This is a genomic window from Burkholderia sp. AU45274, from assembly GCF_030482505.1.
GTDB lineage: Bacteria > Pseudomonadota > Gammaproteobacteria > Burkholderiales > Burkholderiaceae > Burkholderia.
In genome coordinates this window covers 297,794-315,060 of record NZ_JAUJQE010000005.1, presented here as the reverse complement: position 1 = coordinate 315,060, position 17,267 = coordinate 297,794, and the positions used below count along the sequence as shown (strand labels likewise).

14 protein-coding genes are annotated in these 17,267 nt (G+C 66.6%); 10 read left to right on the top strand and 4 right to left on the bottom strand.

Annotated features, from left to right (window positions below; all coding sequences use genetic code 11):
- Positions 1-59 precede the first annotated feature (59 nt).
- From aspS to QZM35_RS20465, 8 genes are all read left to right on the top strand, one after another.
- Positions 60-1,862: an aspartate--tRNA ligase gene (gene aspS, locus QZM35_RS20500; RefSeq protein WP_059820390.1), complete on the top strand. Its 1,803-nt coding sequence runs from the start codon at positions 60-62 to the stop codon at positions 1,860-1,862.
- 157 nt (positions 1,863-2,019) lie between these two features.
- Entirely contained in the window at positions 2,020-2,514 is a 495-nt protein-coding gene (gene nudB, locus QZM35_RS20495; protein WP_089426303.1) for a dihydroneopterin triphosphate diphosphatase, read from the top strand.
- A complete protein-coding gene (gene clsB / locus QZM35_RS20490) occupies positions 2,511-3,785 on the top strand; it encodes a cardiolipin synthase ClsB (protein WP_089426302.1) in 1,275 nt (424 codons plus the stop codon). The genes nudB and clsB overlap by 4 nt, the downstream gene beginning before the upstream one ends.
- A 201-nt stretch (positions 3,786-3,986) precedes the next feature.
- Entirely contained in the window at positions 3,987-4,586 is a 600-nt protein-coding gene (locus tag QZM35_RS20485) for a TetR/AcrR family transcriptional regulator (RefSeq protein ID WP_006751498.1), read from the top strand.
- Positions 4,587-4,643: 57 nt separating this feature from the next.
- Complete coding sequence (locus QZM35_RS20480; RefSeq protein ID WP_124580733.1) at positions 4,644-6,431, top strand: acyl-CoA dehydrogenase C-terminal domain-containing protein; 1,788 nt, start codon at positions 4,644-4,646, stop codon at positions 6,429-6,431.
- Between the two features lie 113 nt (positions 6,432-6,544).
- Entirely contained in the window at positions 6,545-8,980 is a 2,436-nt protein-coding gene (locus QZM35_RS20475; RefSeq protein ID WP_301776692.1) for a 3-hydroxyacyl-CoA dehydrogenase/enoyl-CoA hydratase family protein, read from the top strand.
- Between the two features lie 27 nt (positions 8,981-9,007).
- Positions 9,008-10,207, top strand: a complete 1,200-nt coding sequence (locus QZM35_RS20470) for an acetyl-CoA C-acyltransferase (RefSeq protein WP_039360089.1) — start codon at positions 9,008-9,010, stop codon at positions 10,205-10,207.
- Between the two features lie 93 nt (positions 10,208-10,300).
- Positions 10,301-11,068, top strand: coding sequence for an enoyl-CoA hydratase (locus tag QZM35_RS20465; RefSeq protein WP_089426299.1), 768 nt, complete (start codon positions 10,301-10,303; stop codon positions 11,066-11,068).
- A 59-nt stretch (positions 11,069-11,127) separates the two neighbouring features.
- On the opposite strand, the gene fdhD is transcribed toward QZM35_RS20465, so the two are convergent.
- On the bottom strand, positions 11,128-11,964 hold the full coding sequence (fdhD, locus tag QZM35_RS20460) for a formate dehydrogenase accessory sulfurtransferase FdhD (protein WP_089426651.1): 837 nt from the start codon (positions 11,962-11,964) through the stop codon (positions 11,128-11,130).
- Between the two features lie 123 nt (positions 11,965-12,087).
- Between fdhD and QZM35_RS20455 the strand changes: the two genes are divergently transcribed.
- Complete coding sequence (locus QZM35_RS20455) at positions 12,088-12,570, top strand: nitrate reductase associated protein (RefSeq protein ID WP_089426298.1); 483 nt, start codon at positions 12,088-12,090, stop codon at positions 12,568-12,570.
- 44 nt (positions 12,571-12,614) lie between these two features.
- Here QZM35_RS20455 and QZM35_RS20450 read toward each other — a convergent pair whose 3' ends face one another.
- Positions 12,615-13,010, bottom strand: coding sequence for an acyl-CoA thioesterase (locus QZM35_RS20450; protein WP_041492954.1), 396 nt, complete (start codon positions 13,008-13,010; stop codon positions 12,615-12,617).
- 175 nt (positions 13,011-13,185) lie between these two features.
- On the opposite strand from QZM35_RS20450, the gene QZM35_RS20445 reads away from it, so the two are divergent.
- A complete protein-coding gene (locus QZM35_RS20445; protein ID WP_046546241.1) occupies positions 13,186-15,057 on the top strand; it encodes an ABC transporter ATP-binding protein/permease in 1,872 nt (623 codons plus the stop codon).
- Between the two features lie 199 nt (positions 15,058-15,256).
- Here the strand turns inward: QZM35_RS20445 and murU are convergent, their stop codons facing one another.
- Both murU and QZM35_RS20435 read right to left on the bottom strand, forming a co-directional pair.
- Positions 15,257-15,976 carry an N-acetylmuramate alpha-1-phosphate uridylyltransferase MurU gene (murU, locus tag QZM35_RS20440; RefSeq protein WP_301776691.1) on the bottom strand — a complete coding sequence of 240 codons (720 nt, stop codon included), beginning with the start codon at positions 15,974-15,976 and terminating at the stop codon, positions 15,257-15,259.
- A 31-nt stretch (positions 15,977-16,007) separates the two neighbouring features.
- Positions 16,008-17,057 (bottom strand): aminoglycoside phosphotransferase family protein, encoded by a 1,050-nt coding sequence (locus QZM35_RS20435; protein WP_089426295.1) that lies wholly within the window; start codon positions 17,055-17,057, stop codon positions 16,008-16,010.
- Between the last annotated feature and the right edge of the window lie 210 nt (positions 17,058-17,267).

Here is a 17,267-nt window from a genome sequence, read left to right as displayed (position 1 = left end):
TCATCGCCCGGGCCGCGCGTTGCGGCGCCCGTTGATCAAACCGAACGAAAGCAAACATCATGTCGATGCGTACTGAATACTGCGGTCTCGTGACCGAACACCTGCTGGGCCAAACCGTGTCGCTGTGCGGCTGGGTGCAGCGCCGCCGCGATCACGGCGGTGTGATCTTCATCGACCTGCGCGATCGTGAAGGCCTCGTGCAGGTGGTGTGCGACCCGGATCGCGCGGAAATGTTCGCGACCGCCGAAGGCGTGCGCAACGAGTTCTGCGTGCAGATCAAGGGCCTCGTGCGCAACCGTCCGGACGGCACGGTCAACGCCGGCCTGAAGAGCGGCAAGATCGAGGTGCTGTGCCACGAACTGAACGTGCTGAACGCGTCGGTCACGCCGCCGTTCCAGCTCGACGACGACAACCTGTCGGAAACGACGCGTCTGACGCACCGCGTGCTCGACCTGCGCCGCCCGCAGATGCAGCACAACCTGCGCCTGCGCTACCGCGTGGCGATCGAAGCGCGCAAGTACCTCGACGAGCAGGGCTTCATCGACATCGAAACGCCGATGCTGACGAAGAGCACGCCGGAAGGCGCGCGCGACTACCTCGTGCCGTCGCGCGTGAACGCGGGCCAGTTCTTCGCGCTGCCGCAGTCGCCGCAGCTGTTCAAGCAGCTGCTGATGGTCGCGAACTTCGACCGTTACTACCAGATCACCAAGTGCTTCCGCGACGAAGACCTCCGCGCCGACCGTCAGCCGGAATTCACGCAGATCGACTGCGAAACGTCGTTCCTCGGCGAGCAGGAAATCCGTGACCTGTTCGAAGACATGATCCGCCACATCTTCAAGACGACGATCGACGTCGAGCTCGACGCGAAATTCCCGGTGATGCCGTACTCGGAAGCGATGGCGCGTTTCGGTTCGGACAAGCCGGACCTGCGCGTGCAGCTCGAATTCACCGAGCTGACCGACGCGATGAAGGACGTCGACTTCAAGGTGTTCAGCACGCCGGCCAACGCGAAGGACGGCCGTGTCGCGGCACTGCGCGTGCCGAAGGGCGGCGAGCTGTCGCGTGGCGACATCGACGGCTACACCGAATTCGTGCGCATCTACGGCGCGAAGGGCCTCGCATGGATCAAGGTCAACGAGAAGGCGAAGGGCCGTGACGGCCTGCAGAGCCCGATCGTCAAGAATCTGCACGACGCATCGATCGCCGCGATCCTCGAGCGCACCGGCGCGGAAGACGGCGACATCATCTTCTTCGCGGCCGATCGCGCGAAGGTCGTCAACGACAGCCTCGGCGCGCTGCGCCTGAAGATCGGCCATTCGGAATTCGGCAAGGCGAACGGTCTCGTCCAGGCCGGCTGGAAGCCGCTGTGGGTCGTCGACTTCCCGATGTTCGAATACGACGACGAAGATGCGCGCTACGTCGCGGCTCACCACCCGTTCACGAGCCCGAAGGACGAGCATCTCGAGTACCTCGAGACGGATCCGGGCCGTTGCCTCGCGAAGGCCTACGACATGGTGCTGAACGGCTGGGAAATCGGCGGCGGCTCGGTGCGTATCCACCGCGAGGAAGTGCAGAGCAAGGTGTTCCGCGCGCTGAAGATCGGTGCGGAAGAAGCGCAGCTCAAGTTCGGCTTCCTGCTGGACGCGCTGCAGTACGGCGCGCCGCCGCACGGCGGTATCGCATTCGGTCTCGACCGCATCGTCACGATGATGGCCGGCGCCGATTCGATCCGCGACGTGATCGCGTTCCCGAAGACGCAGCGTGCGCAGGATCTGCTTACGCAGGCGCCGAGCCCGGTCGACGAGCGTCAGCTGCGCGAACTGCACATCCGTCTGCGTCAGCCGGAACAGCCGAAGGCGTAACGCGCCTCGTACCCGGTCGTGTGTGCGTTCGCGCACACGGCGCACATGAAAAAGGCGCAGCGATGCGCCTTTTTCGTTTTTTGCGGTACAGTCGCAGCACTTGCCGCCCGTTCGGAGCATTTGCCCGGCACGCGGCCCTGTGCTGCATGAAACAAAGATGACGAAGCCGCCGAAAATCCCCGAATCCGTTCTTGTCGTGATCTACACGCCCGACCTCGATGTGCTCGTGATCAAGCGTGCCGACCAGCCTGATTTCTGGCAATCGGTGACCGGCTCGAAGGACGCGCTCGACGAGCCGCTCGCGCTCACTGCCGCGCGCGAAGTGGTCGAAGAGACCGGCATCGCAGTCGGCACGCCGGACGTGCCGGCGAGCGCGCTCGTCGACTGGCGCCACAAGATCGAATACACGATCTATCCGCAATACCTGCACCGCTACGCCCCGGGCGTCACGCGCAACGTCGAGCACTGGTTCGGCCTGTGCGTGCCGCATCGCGTCGACGTGACGCTGTCGCCGCGCGAGCATGTCGACCATGCGTGGCTGCCGTTCCGCGAGGCGGCCGCGCGCTGCTTCTCGCCGTCGAACGCCGAGGCGATCCTGCAACTGCCCGCGCGCGTGGCACTGTCGCGCGCGCCGCACGGCTCGTCCGCATGACGGCGGAAGCCCGCAAGCGCTTCGCGCAATTGCGGCAGATGTTCCTGCAGGAACGCGGTTCCGCGTCGCGGCTCGCCTTCACGTCGGGCAATACCGTGCGATTGTGCGAGACCGGCGGCGAGTTCTTCCGGGCGCTGATCGAGCGGATCGATGCCGCCCGCGAGCAGGTGATGCTCGAAACCTACATCTTCTGCGACGACGCGGCCGGCCGGCCGGTGTCGGACGCGCTGATCCGCGCGGCGCAGCGCGGCGTGCGCGTGCGCGTGATCACCGACGGCATCGGCACCGCGCGCCTGCCGTTGTTCGACACGTGGGTGGCAGCCGGCGTCGAGCACTGCATCTACAACCGTTACCTGTTCGGCCGCTTCGGCTTCTCGCGTACGCATCGCAAGCTCGCGGTGATCGATCACGTGGTCGCGTTCTGCGGCGGCATCAACATCGTCGACGACTACACGCAGGGCAGCGCGACGCTGCCGTTCCCGCGCTGGGATTTCGCGGTCGAGATGGCCGGGCCCGCGGTGTCCGACGTGCGCGCCGCGTTCGAGTTGCAGTGGCACCGGATCCAGTTCGGCCACAAGCCGTACGCGCAGTACGCGGCCGGGCTGCACGGCGGCGAAGCGTTCCCCGACATGTTCCGGCGCTGGATGCGCAGCCATCGATGGATCAAGGCCGGCGCACTGCGGGTCGTGACCGAGCCGAGCGTCGCGTTCGTCGCGCGCGACAACGTCGTGAACCGCCGCGCGATCGAGAAGGCGTATCTCGCGGCGATCGGCCAGGCGCGCCAGCGGATCCTGCTCGCGAATCCGTATTTCATGCCGGGCCGCAAGCTGCGCCGCGCGCTGACGGGCGCGGCCCGCCGCGGCGTCGACGTGCAGGTGCTGATCGGTCGCAAGGAATTCACGGCGCTCGATACGGCCGTGCCGTTCCTGTATCACTCGCTGTTGCGGGCGGGCGTGCGCGTTGCCGAATACGACAAGACGATCCTGCACGGCAAGGTCGCCGTGATCGACGATAACTGGGCGACGGTCGGCTCGTCGAACCTGGACGCGCTGAGCCTTATGCTGAACAATGAAGCGAACGTCGTGCTGGTGCGCTACGATGCAGTGACGAACCAGTTGCGCGACGCGATCGCGACCGCGTTCGCCGAAGGCCGGGAGATCGATGCCGCGCGCTACGCCGCGCGCCCGCGCATCGAGCGGCTGCTGAACTGGCTTGCGTACAACACGTACCGCCTCGTGATGAAGGCGCTGACGGTCGGCGGTTACGACTGAACGCAGACTAAGTATTCGCTTCAAAAAATCTGTCCGCACGTTCGTGCGGAAAAGCCGCTCCGGTCCCGCCGGAATCGCGCAAAATAGCGGCTCGGTTAGACACCGGTTTCTAATAATTTCCTTGTTTCGCGAGCGGCCGCACTCAATAATAGTACGGCCGTTCGATTTTATTCGAACCCCCGAACGGTTACAGAAATAGCTATGCGAAAAGGCGAACAGACGCGTGCCGCGATACTTGAAGCTGCTTTGGACCTCGCCAGCCGTGACGGGCTGGAGGGGCTGACGATCGGCCTGCTGGCCGAGCGCATGCAGATGAGCAAGAGCGGTGTGTTCGCGCACTTCGGATCGCGTGAGGACCTGCAGGTCGAGGTTGTCCGCGAGTATCACCATCGTTTCGAAAACGAGGTGTTCTTTCCGAGCCTGCGCGAGCCGCGAGGCTTGCCGCGCCTTCGGGCGATGCTGGCCCGCTGGACGGAGAAGCGCATCCAGGAGGTGACGACCGGATGCATCTACATCAGCGGTGCGGTCGAGTACGACGACCGGCCTGACAGCCCCGTGCGCGAGCAGTTGATCGCAAGCGTGACGGCCTGGCGTGCCGCAATGCTGCGTGCCATTTCGCAGGCGAAGGAAGAAGGCCATCTGCGTGCGGATACGGATCCGGACCTGATGCTCTTCGAGTTGTACAGCTTCACGCTCGGCCTGCATCACGACGCCCGCTTCCTGCATTCGCCGGACGCCGTGCGCCTCACGTGGGCCGCGCTGGAAAAGACGATTGTTTCGTATCAGAGCGAGAGCCGTTAGCGGCGCGTGATCCGCCCGCCAGGAGCTCGAGCCGTTTGCCCACCTTTGGAGAGAGTCATGGGACAGTACGCCGCGCCGCTGCGCGACATGCAATTCGTGTTGCACGAGCTTCTGAACGTCGAAGCCGAAGTCAAGCAAATGCCCAAGCATGCGGACCTCGACGCCGACACGATCAACCAGGTCCTCGAGGAAGCGGGCAAGTTCTGCTCCGAGGTGCTGTTCCCGCTGAACCAGGTCGGCGATCGCGAAGGCTGCACGTATGAAGGCGACGGCGTCGTGAAGACCCCGACCGGCTTCAAGGAAGCCTACCAGCAGTACGTCGAGGCCGGCTGGCCGGCGCTCGGCTGCGATCCGGACTATGGCGGCCAGGGCCTGCCCGCGTTCGTGAACAACGCGCTCTACGAAATGCTGAACTCGGCGAACCAGGCCTGGACGATGTATCCGGGCCTGTCGCACGGCGCCTACGAGTGCCTGCACGCACACGGCGCACCGGAACTGCAGCAGCGCTACCTGCCGAAGCTCGTGACGGGCGAATGGACGGGCACGATGTGCCTGACCGAGCCGCACTGCGGCACCGACCTCGGCATCCTGCGCACCAAGGCCGAACCCAACGGCGACGGCTCGTACTCGATCAGCGGCACGAAGATCTTCATCTCGAGCGGCGAGCACGACATGTCGAAGAACATCATCCACCTCGTGCTCGCGCGCCTGCCGGACGCGCCGCAGGGCACCAAGGGGATCTCGCTGTTCATCGTGCCGAAGTTCATCCCCGACGCAGCAGGCGAGCCGGGCGAGCGCAACGGCATCAAGTGCGGCTCGATCGAGCACAAGATGGGCATCCACGGCAACTCGACGTGCGTGATGAACCTCGACGGCGCGAAGGGCTGGATGGTCGGCGAGCCGAACAAGGGCTTGAACGCGATGTTCGTGATGATGAATGCCGCCCGCCTTGGCGTCGGCATGCAGGGCCTCGGCCTCACGGAAGTCGCGTACCAGAACTCGCTCACCTATGCGAAGGAGCGCCTGCAGATGCGCTCGCTGACGGGCCCGAAGGCACCGGACAAACCGGCCGACCCGATCATCGTGCACCCGGACGTGCGCCGCATGCTGCTCACGCAGAAGGCCTACGCCGAAGGCGCGCGCGCATTCACGTACTGGTCCGCGCTGCAGATCGACAAGGAACTGTCGCACGGTGACGAAGCGGTGCGCAAGGAAGCGGCCGACCTCGTCGCGCTGCTCACGCCGATCATCAAGGCGTTCCTGACCGACAACGCGTTCGAGTCGACCAACCACGCGATGCAGATCTACGGCGGCCACGGCTTCATCTCCGAGTGGGGCATGGAGCAGTACGTGCGCGACGCGCGGATCAACATGATCTACGAAGGCACGAACTCGATCCAGTCGCTCGACCTGCTGGGCCGCAAGGTGCTCGGCGACATGGGCGCGAAGCTGAAGAAGTTCGGCAAGCTCGTCACGGAATTCGCGGAAGCCGAAGGCGTGAAGCCGGAAATGGCCGAGTTCATCAACCCGCTCGCCGACATCGGCGACAAGGTGCAGAAGCTGACGATGGAAATCGGCATGAAGGCGATGCAGAACCCGGACGAAGTCGGCGCTGCCGCCGTGCCGTACCTGCGCACCGTCGGCCACCTGGTGTTCTCGTACTTCTGGGCGCGCATGGCGCGCCTCGCACTCGACAAGGAAGCGTCGGGCGATCCGTTCTACAAGTCGAAGCTCGCGACCGCCCGCTTCTACTTCGCGCGCCTGCTGCCCGAGACGGCGTCGACGATCCGCGCGGCGCGCGCCGGTTCGAAGACGCTGATGGAAGTCGACGAATCGCTGTTCTGACGCGAGTCCGGGCGGGGCGCGAGGCGCGCCGCCCGAACGCAACGGTTCCTGGTACTCACTTCGCCGTGCAGCCCTCACATTCCGCGCTGCACGACACTATCCGGAGACATCCCGTGAGCAATTTCCTGATTCGCAAGGTCGCCGTGCTGGGCGCCGGCGTGATGGGCGCGCAGATCGCCGCGCACCTCATCAACGCGCGCGTGCCGGTGCTGCTGTTCGACCTGCCGGCCAAGGAAGGCCCGAAAAACGCGATCGCGCTGAAGGCGATCGAGAACCTGAAGAAGCTGTCGCCCGCGCCGTTCGGCGTGAAGGACGACGCGAAGTACCTCGAGGCAGCGAACTACGAAGACGACATCGCGAAGCTCGCCGAATGCGACGTCGTGATCGAGGCGATCGCCGAGCGGATGGACTGGAAGCACGACCTGTACAAGAAGGTCGCGCCGCACATCGCGCCGAACGCGATCTTCGCGACCAACACGTCGGGCCTGTCGATCACGAAGCTGTCCGAAGGGTTCTCGGACGAGCTGAAGTCGCGCTTCTGCGGCGTGCACTTCTTCAACCCGCCGCGCTACATGCACCTCGTCGAGCTGATCCCGACCGCGCATACGCGCCCGGAGATCCTCGACCAGCTCGAAACCTTCCTGACGAGCATCGTCGGCAAGGGCGTCGTGCGCGCGAAGGACACGCCGAACTTCATCGCGAACCGCGTCGGCATCTTCTCGATCCTGGCCGTGATCACCGAGGCCGCGAAGTTCGGCCTGCGCTTCGACGAAGTCGACGACCTGACGGGCAGCCGCCTCGGCCGCGCGAAGTCGGCGACGTTCCGCACCGCGGATGTGGTCGGCCTCGACACGATGGCGCACGTGATCAAGACGATGCAGGACAACCTCGCCGACGATCCGTTCTTCCCGGTCTACCAGACGCCTGCCGTGCTCGCCGAACTGGTGAAGCAGGGCGCGCTCGGCCAGAAGACGGGCGGCGGCTTCTACAAGAAGGAAGGCAAGGCGATCAAGGTGCTCGACGCGAAGACGGGCACCTACGTGGATTCGGGCGCGAAGGCGGACGAAACCGTCGGCCGCATCCTGAAGCGTCCGCCGGCGGAACGCCTGAAGCTGCTGCGTGAAACGGACCATCCGCACGCGCAGTTCCTGTGGTCGATCTTCCGCGACGTGTTCCACTACATCGGCGTGCATCTCGAATCGATCGCCGACAACGCGCGCGACGTCGACCTCGCGATCCGCTGGGGCTTCGGCTGGAACGAAGGCCCGTTCGAAGGCTGGCAGGCCGCCGGCTGGAAGCAGGTCGCCGAGTGGGTGCAGGAAGACATCGCGGCCGGCAAGGCGCTCGCGAACGTGCCGCTGCCGTCGTGGGTGCTCGAAGGCTCGGTGGCGGAAAAGGGCGGCGTGCACACGGCCGAAGGTTCGTGGGCGCCGGCAGCGAAGCGCTTCGTGCCGCGTTCGGACCTCGCGGTCTACGACAAGCAGGTATTCCGCGCGCCGCTGCTCGGCGAAGCCGGTGCCGATCCGAAGACGTACGGCAAGACGCTGTTCGAGACCGATGCCGTGCGTGCATGGGTCGACGACCGTGCGGGTGAAGACGACGTCGTGATCGTGTCGTTCAAGTCGAAGATGAACACGATCGGACCGAGCGTGATCGACGGCCTTGTGCAGGCCATCGAACTCGCGGAGAAGGACTACAAGGGCGTCGTGATCTGGCAGCCGACGTCGCTGAAGCTCGGCACGCCGGGCGGCCCGTTCTCGGCCGGTGCAAACCTCGAAGAGGCGATGCCCGCGTTCATGATGGGCGGCGCGAAGGGCATCGAGCCGTTCGTGAAGAAGTTCCAGGAAGGCATGCTGCGCGTGAAGTACGCGAACGTGCCGGTCGTTGCAGCCGTGTCGGGCATCGCGCTCGGCGGCGGGTGCGAGCTGATGCTGCACAGCGCGAAGCGCGTCGTGCACGTCGAGAGCTACATCGGTCTCGTCGAAGTGGGCGTCGGCCTCGTGCCGGCGGGCGGCGGCCTGAAGGAAGCCGCGCTGCGCGCAGCGGATGCCGCAACGGCCGCGAACGCGACCACCGACATCCTGAAGTTCGTCACGAAGTCGTTCGAGAACGCGGCGATGGCGAAGGTGTCGGCGTCCGCGCACGATGCCCGTGCGATGGGCTACGTGAAGCCGTCCGACACGATCATCTTCAACGTGTTCGAACTGCTCGACACCGCGAAGAAGGAAGCGCGCGCGCTGGCCGCAACCGGCTACCGCGCACCGCTGCGCGCGAAGGACGTGCCGGTCGCCGGCCGTTCGGCGATCGCGACGATCAAGGCATCGCTCGTCAACATGCGTGACGGCCGCTTCATCAGCGATCACGACTACCTGATCGCGAGCCGCATCGCCGAAGCCGTGTGCGGCGGCGACGTCGAAGCCGGCAGCCTGGTCGACGAGCAGTGGCTGCTCGCGCTGGAGCGCCGTGCGTTCGTCGAGCTGCTCGGCACGCAGAAGACGCAGGAACGGATCATGGGCATGTTGCAGACCGGCAAGCCGGTGCGTAACTGAGCGAGCGGATAAGGCAAGGAGTCTCAAATGAGCAAACAATTGCAAGACGCATACATCGTCGCCGCCAGCCGCACGCCGATCGGCAAGGCCCCGCGCGGTGTCTTCAAGAACACGCGCCCGGACGAGCTGCTGGTCCACGCGCTGAAGTCGGCGGTGGCGCAGGTGCCCGGCTTCGACACGAAGCTGATCGAAGACGCGATCATCGGCTGTGCGATTCCGGAAGCCGAGCAGGGCCTGAACGTCGCGCGCATGGGCGCGCTGCTCGCAGGCCTGCCGCAGACGGTCGGCGGCGTGACGGTCAACCGCTTCTGCGCGTCGGGCATCACGGCGCTGGCGATGGCGGCCGACCGCATCCGCGTCGGCGAATCGGACGCGATCTTCGCGGGCGGCTGCGAATCGATGAGCATGGTGCCGATGATGGGCAACAAGCCGTCGATGTCGCCGCACATCTTCGATCGCAACGAAGACTTCGGCATCGCGTACGGGATGGGCCTGACGGCCGAGCGCGTCGCGGAGCAGTGGAAGGTGAGCCGCGAAGACCAGGACGCGTTCTCGGTCGAGTCGCATCGCAAGGCGCTTGCCGCCCAGCAGGCCGGCGAGTTCAACGACGAGATCGCCGCGTACACGATCACCGAGCGTTTCCCGAACCTCGCGACCGGTGAAGTCGACGTGAAGACGCGCGAGATCAAGCTCGACGAAGGTCCGCGTGCGGATACGTCGATCGAAGGCCTCGCGAAGCTGCGCACGGTGTTCGCGAACAAGGGCTCGGTCACGGCCGGCAACAGCTCGCAGACGTCGGATGGCGCGGGCGCGCTGCTCGTCGTGTCGGAGAAGGTGCTCAAGGAATTCAACCTGACGCCGCTCGCACGCTTCGTGAGCTTCGCGGTGCGTGGCGTGCCGCCGGAAATCATGGGCATCGGCCCGAAGGAAGCGATTCCGGCCGCGCTGAAGGCTGCCGGCCTGAAGCAGGACGATCTCGACTGGATCGAGCTGAACGAAGCGTTCGCCGCGCAATCGCTGGCGGTGATGCGCGATCTCGGCCTCGACCCGTCGAAGGTCAACCCGATGGGCGGCGCGATCGCACTCGGCCACCCGCTCGGCGCGACCGGCGCGATCCGCGCGGCGACCGTCGTGCACGGCCTGCGTCGCCGCAACCTGAAGTACGGGATGGTCACGATGTGCGTCGGCACCGGCATGGGCGCCGCGGGCATCATCGAACGCCTGTAAGCGGAGCACGACGACAAGCTACGACGGTGCGCGGGCCACGAGCTCGCGCACCGTTTTTTTCATTCCGATAGAGGAAAGTCAAAGGAGACGGTTGTGGCCGAAATTCAAGTGGAACGCGCCGATGGCGTGATGACGATCACGATCGCGCGCCCGGCGAAGAAGAACGCGCTGACGGCGGCGATGTACCAGACGATGGCCGACGCCCTCGCCGAAGCGCAGGAAGACAAGGCGGTTCGCGTGATCCTGCTGCGCGGTGGCGACGGCAATTTCACCTCGGGGAACGATCTCGAGGATTTCCTGAAGTCGCCGCCGAAGGACGACACCGCGCCGGTGTTCCAGTTTCTCGCACGGATCAGCAGCGCGAGCAAGCCGATCGTGGCCGCGGTGCCGGGCCTGGCGATCGGCGTCGGCGTGACGATGCTGCTGCACTGCGATCTGGTCTACGCGGCCGACACCGCGACGTTCTCGCTGCCGTTCACGCAGCTCGGGCTGTGCCCGGAAGCCGCGTCGAGCGCGCTGCTGCCGCGTCTGGCCGGCCATCAGGTCGCGGCCGAGAAGCTGCTGCTCGGCGAAGCGTTCGACGCGCTGGAAGCGCACCGGATCGGCATCGTCAACCGTGTGCTGCCTGCGGCCGAGCTCGACGCGTTCGCGGCGAAGCAGGCGGCAAAGCTCGCGGCGCTGCCGGCGGCATCGCTGCGTGTGACGAAGGCGCTGCTGAAGGATACGGGCGGGGTGGCGACGCAGGCGCGGATGGCCGAGGAAGCGGGTCACTTCGCTACGATGCTGCGCGCGCCGGAAGCGCGCGAGGCGATGACGGCGTTCTTCGAGAAGCGCAAGCCGGATTTCCGTCAGTTCGACTGACCGTCTGACGGAGCAGGGCGCGCCGGCGGTGGACAGCCGGCGCGCTCCCGCGATCGCGATCAGGCCGTGCCGTAGTCGACGTGGCCGGTTTCGCGGCAGAAGCTGACGAGCCGCAAGCCGGCCGCTTTCGCGATCTCGATCGCGAGCGACGACGGCGCGGAGATCGTCGCCACCATCGGGATGCCGACCCGTGCGGCCTTGCGCACGAGCTCGTAGCTCGCGCGGCTCGACAGGAACACGAAGCCGTCGGTCGCGTCGGCGCGCGACAGCACGAGCGAGCCGATCAGCTTGTCGAGTGCGTTGTGGCGGCCGACGTCCTCGAATGCCATCCGGATCGCGCCTGTTGCGTCGCACCACGCGGCCGCATGCAGGCCGCCCGTGAGCCGCGTGAGTGCCTGGTGAACCGGCAGCGCCTGCGCCGCACGCGTCAGCGCGTCGGGGGCGAGGCGTGCGAGAAAGCCCGTATCGGGCACGCGTTCGGGCGCGAGGTCGAGCAGGTCGATGCTTTCGATCCCGCAGACGCCGCAGCCGGTACGCCCCGCGAGCGCACGTCGCCGGTCCTTCAGCGCGGCGAACGCCTGCTGGACGACCTCCAGGTGGACTTCCGCATGCGGCAGCGGCGCGTCGGCGTTCAGGATCACCTCGATGTCCTTGATGTCGCTGCCGCGCGCGACGATCCCTTCCGAGATCGCGAAACCGACCGCGAACGCTTCGAGGTCGCACGGCGTACACATCATCACCGCATGCGAGATACCGTTGAAGACGAGTGCGACGGGCCATTCCTGGCCGACGTAGTCGTGTGCGGTTTCGACGGCGCCGCCGCGCGTGCGGCGCACGGACAGTTCGATCGCGCCGCGCGGTTCGTCGCGCAGGTCGCCGGATTCGGTCGGATTCACGAGCACTCCCGTTGATTCGGCGCACGGGGCCGGCGGCAATCGTATCCGCCACCCGCGCGCAGAGGTTCTAAAATACCCCAGGCAAGCCGGCCGCGCCGGTATCCGCCACATCAGGTAACGATCATGGGACTCAGCGACGCTCCACTGCTATTCGCCTTCGAACACGCTTCGTCGGAAAACTTCACGTACATCCCGATGATCGTGCGTTTCAATCTCGACCGTTTCGGTCTGCGGATCTCATTGGAGCAGTGGCAGTTGCTGCCGCTCGAGGACCGCAAGCTGCTCGCGCGCTTTCCGGCCGACGAGGACACCGCGATCGAGCCCAACTTCGATCACGCGCTGTTCGAAATGCTGCGTACGCACGCGGACCTGGAGCCCTCGTGGTTCCAGCCGGACGAGCAGCCGGCCTGGCGCGCCACCGACATCGTGCCGGAGTCGCTCGTGCAGCAGAGCGCGCTGGCCGGGCTGATGGCGCCCGAGCTCGCGCAGTGGCAGCGGCTCGCGCCGTTCCAGCGCTACGTGCTGGTGAAGCTGTCGCGCAAGCCGAAGCTGAACCACGATTTCCTGCCCGCGATGCGGGAGTTCGGGCTGACGGCCACGCACTGAGGTGGCCGAAGGCAGGGCAAGCGCCGCCGTGCTGCGCTTGCCCGTCAGAGCGGCGGCAGTTGCCGCGGCTTGCGGTCAGTGCCGGTCGCGACGTAGGTGAGCGTCGCTTCGGTGACCTTCACGACTTCACCCATCAGGCGCATGCGCTGCGCGTACACCTCGACGTCGACCGTGATCGACGTGTTGCCGGTACGCGTGATGGTCGCGTAGAAGCTCAGCAGATCGCCGACGAACACCGGCTGCTTGAACACGAACGAATTGACCGCGACCGTCGCGACGCGACCGTTCGCGCGCTGGCTCGCGGGGATCGAGCCGGCGATGTCGACCTGCGACATGATCCAGCCGCCGAATACGTCTCCGTGGACGTTCGCGTCGTGCGGTTGCGGGACGACGCGCAGCGCGGGCTGCTTTTGCGGGAGTTCGAGGGTCGAATCGGTCATGGCGGGGGCTTTCATCCTGTAATAATTGCGCCGCCGCGCGCAGGCCGGCCGGCGAGGGCGCCGGCAGCGGCGCGAGGCGGCTTCTGCGACAATACAACGTTCGCAAATTGTACGAGAAAGTGAGCGAGCCGGCCGCCGATGCATGTGTCCGGCACCGCCGCCGATCCTTCCCCCCATGCGCCGATTTCCTGCTTCCGGCGAGCCCGCGCCGGCTTCGACCGGGCCCCGCAACGACTGGCAAACCATCCGGTCGCTGCTGCCGTACCTGACCACCTACAAATGGCGCGTCGCGCTCGCGCTCGGCTGCCTGATCGGCGCGAAGGTCGCGAACCTCGGTGTGCCGGTCGTGATGAAGCGCATCGTCGACCACCTGTCCTACGTCCAGCAGATCACCGCGATCGGCCGCGCCGAACAGTCGGCCGGCATCGTGCTCGCGGGCGGCGTGGGGCTGCTGGTCGTCGCGTATGCGCTCGTGCGGCTGTCCACTTCACTGTTTACCGAGCTGCGCGAGATCCTGTTCTCGAAGGTCACCGAGAGCGCGGTGCGCCAGCTCGCGTTGCAGGTGTTCCGGCACCTGCACGGGCTGTCGCTGCGGTTTCACCTGGAGCGCCAGACCGGCGGCATGTCGCGCGACATCGAGCGCGGCACGCGCGGCATCCAGCAGCTGATTTCGTATTCGCTGTACAGCATCCTGCCGACGCTCGTCGAGGTCGGGCTCGTGCTCGGCTTCTTCGTGGTCAAGTACGAGGCCTATTACGCGTACGTGACGTTCGCGGCGCTGGTCACCTACATCGTGTTCACGGTGAAGGTCACCAACTGGCGCACGCATTTCCGCCGCACGATGAACGAACTCGATTCGCGCGCGAACTCGCGGGCGATCGATTCGTTGATCAACTACGAGACGGTCAAGTATTTCGGCAACGAGGAGTGGGAAGCGCAGCGCTACGACGAGAACCTGAAGCGCTACCGGAAGGCCGCGATCCGTTCGCAGAATTCGCTGTCGGTGCTGAACTTCGGCCAGCAGGCGATCATCGGCACGGGGCTCGTGTTCATCCTGTGGCGCGCGACGCAGGGCGTGCTCGCGGGCAAGCTGACGCTCGGCGACCTGGTGCTGATCAACACGTTCATGCTGCAGCTGTACATTCCGCTCAACTTTCTCGGTGTCGTCTATCGCGAGCTGAAGCAGAGCCTGACCGACATGGATCGCATGTTCGGGCTGCTGTCGGCCGCGAAGGAAGTGGCCGATTTGCCCGATGCGCGGCCGCTCGCGGTGGCCGGCGCGCAGGTGCGCTTCGAGCACGTGAATTTCGCGTACGAGCCGGCGCGGCAGATCCTGCACGACGTGTCGTTCACGATCGATGCGGGCACGACGACCGCGGTGGTCGGCCACAGCGGCTCCGGGAAGTCGACACTGTCGCGGCTGCTGTTCCGCTTCTACGATCTCGACCGGCAGGCGGGCGGCGCGATCCGGATCGACGGCCAGGACATCCGCGACGTCACGCAGGACTCGCTGCGCGCGTCGATCGGGATCGTGCCGCAGGACACCGTGCTGTTCAACGACTCGATCTACTACAACATCGCGTACGGCCGGCCGACCGCGACCCGCGACGAGGTGATCGCGGCCGCGCGTGCCGCGCACATCCACGATTTCATCGAAAGTTTGCCGAAGGGTTATGACACGCCGGTCGGCGAGCGCGGGCTGAAGTTGTCGGGCGGCGAGAAGCAGCGCGTCGCGATCGCGCGCACGCTGTTGAAGAACCCGCCGGTGCTGCTGTTCGACGAAGCGACGTCGGCGCTCGATTCGCGCTCGGAGCGCGCGATCCAGCACGAACTCGACCAGATCGCGCGGCATCGCACGACGCTCGTGATCGCGCACCGGCTGTCGACGGTCGTGCACGCGCAGCAGATCCTGGTGATGGACCACGGGCGGATCGTCGAGCGCGGCACGCACGACGAACTCGTGCGCGCCGACGGGTTGTATGCGCAGATGTGGGCGCTGCAGCAGCAACGCGCGGCGGCGGGCGGGGAAGAGGCGGAAGCCGCGTGAGCGGCGGGGCGGCGCGCGGGGCGCGCGCAGCAGGACGGGGCACGTTTGATGGGCGGGAGTCGGGCCGGCATGGTGGCCCGACAGGCGCCCGGGCCCTCTGGTCAGCCAGGCCGACGCGGCCAGTTCGCCGGTCAGCCAGCTAGCCAGCCAGTCAGCTAACCGGCCGTTTGATCAATCAGCGCGAGGGCCCGTCAGCCGGTCACTTCGCGGCGCGCAGCCGCGCATCCAGATCGCCGAGCTGCGCGGGCGTGCCGACGTTCTCCCAGATACCTTCATACAGTTCGCCGCTCGCGCGGCCGGCCTCGATCGCCGCGCGATAGTACGGCGTCAGCGCGCGCCGCGTGCCGGGCGCGAGATCGCGGAACATCCGCGTGTCGTACAGGCCGATGTTGCCGAACGTGAAGCGCGCGGCGCCGTCGAGCGCAAGGCGGCCGTCGTCGCCGAGCGCGAAGTCGCCGGCCGGATGGAACGGCGGATTCGGCACCATCACGAGGTGCATCGCCGGCGTGTCGAGCGCGGCCATCCGGGCGGCGCGCGGCGCGAGCGACCGGTAGTCGAACGCGCAGTAGACGTCGCCGCTGACCGCCGCGAACACGGCCGGCTGCCCGTTGCGCTCGAGCAGCGGCAACGCCTGTGCGATGCCGCCGGCCGTTTCCAGCGCGTCGCCTTCGGCCGAATACACGAGCCGCACGCCCCAGCGCGAACCGTCGCCCAGCGCAGCCTCGATCTGCTCGCCGAGCCACGCGTGGTTGATCACGATCGTCTCGATGCCCGCGCGGGCGAGCGCCTCGATCTGCCACACGATCAGCGGCTTGCCGCCCGCTTCGAGCAGCGGCTTCGGGCGGGTGTCGGTGAGCGGGCGCATCCGTTCGCCGCGCCCGGCGGCGAAGATCATCGCCGTGGTCAGGGTGTTGCTCATGTTCGGCCGGGTGTCAGGAGAGTCGGAACGATCAGAACGTATAGCCCACGTCGGCCGGTGCGTTGCCCTCGAGCTCGTCGAGCAGCTTCGCGAACGGCACGAGCGGGCGATAGCGCAGCGCGACCTTGCGCGCATACGCGATGAAGCGCGGCAGGTCGTTCAGGTAATGCGGCTTGCCGTCGCGGTAATTGATACGCGCGAACAGGCCGAGCACCTTGATGTGGCGCTGCAGCCCCATCCATTCGAGCTGGCGGTAGAACTCGCCGAAATCGGGGTCGACCGGCAGGCCGGCCTTTTTCGCCTTTTCCCAGTAGTACGCGAAGCAGTCGAGCTCGAACTCCTCGTCCCAGCTGATGAAGGCGTCGCGCAGCAGCGACACGACGTCGTACGTCAGCGGCCCGTAGACGGCATCCTGGAAATCGAGGATGCCCGGGTTCGGCTCGCACACCATCAGGTTGCGCGGCATGAAATCGCGCAGCATGAAACCCTGCGGCTGTGCGTGCGCGCTGGCGACCAGCAGCGCGAAGGTGCGGTCGAGCGTGCCGCGCATCGCGTCGGTGACCGGCTTGCCGAGGTGGCGGCCGACGAACCATTCGGGCATCAGCTCCATCTCGCGGCGCAGGAACGCCTCGTCGAACGGCGGCAGCACGTCGGGCTTCGACGTGAGCTGGAAGCGGATCAGCGCGTCGAGCGCGGCGCGCATCAGCGGTTTTGCGGCGGCCGGGTCGGCCGGATCGAGCACCGAGATGTATGACGTGCGGCCGAGATCGGTCACGAGCATGAATCCCGCGTCGAAATCGTGGGCCAGCACGTCCGGCACGTGGTCGCCGGCTGCGGCGAGCAGTTGCGCGACCTGGACGAATTCACGGCACTTTTCGGGCGGCGGCGCGTCGACGGCGATCAGCGTGCCGCCGGCGCTCGTGGCCGACGCGACACGGAAATAGCGGCGGAAACTGGCGTCCGACGAGGCGGGCGCGAGGGTCGACAGGTCGAGCGCGTAGCGTTCGGCGAGCGGGTGCAGCCACGCGGTGAGCGCGTCGAGGCGGGCGTCGGGCTGGGATGCGGCGGATGGGGGCGTCATGAAACTCGGCGGAGGGGGGAACGTCTTGCCATATAATACCCCACGACTTTTTTGACGCGCCCCGCGTCAGCTTTCCGCCGTGCAGGCCCGCCGCCTGTCGCGCGGTCGCCCGAACGCCTCCCCGGTTTGCGCTCAGCCGCAGTCGCGGTGCGACGGTGCGGCCTGCCGCGCGCGCATGTGCCGCGACGGCGCGGTTGACAAGGGGCGATT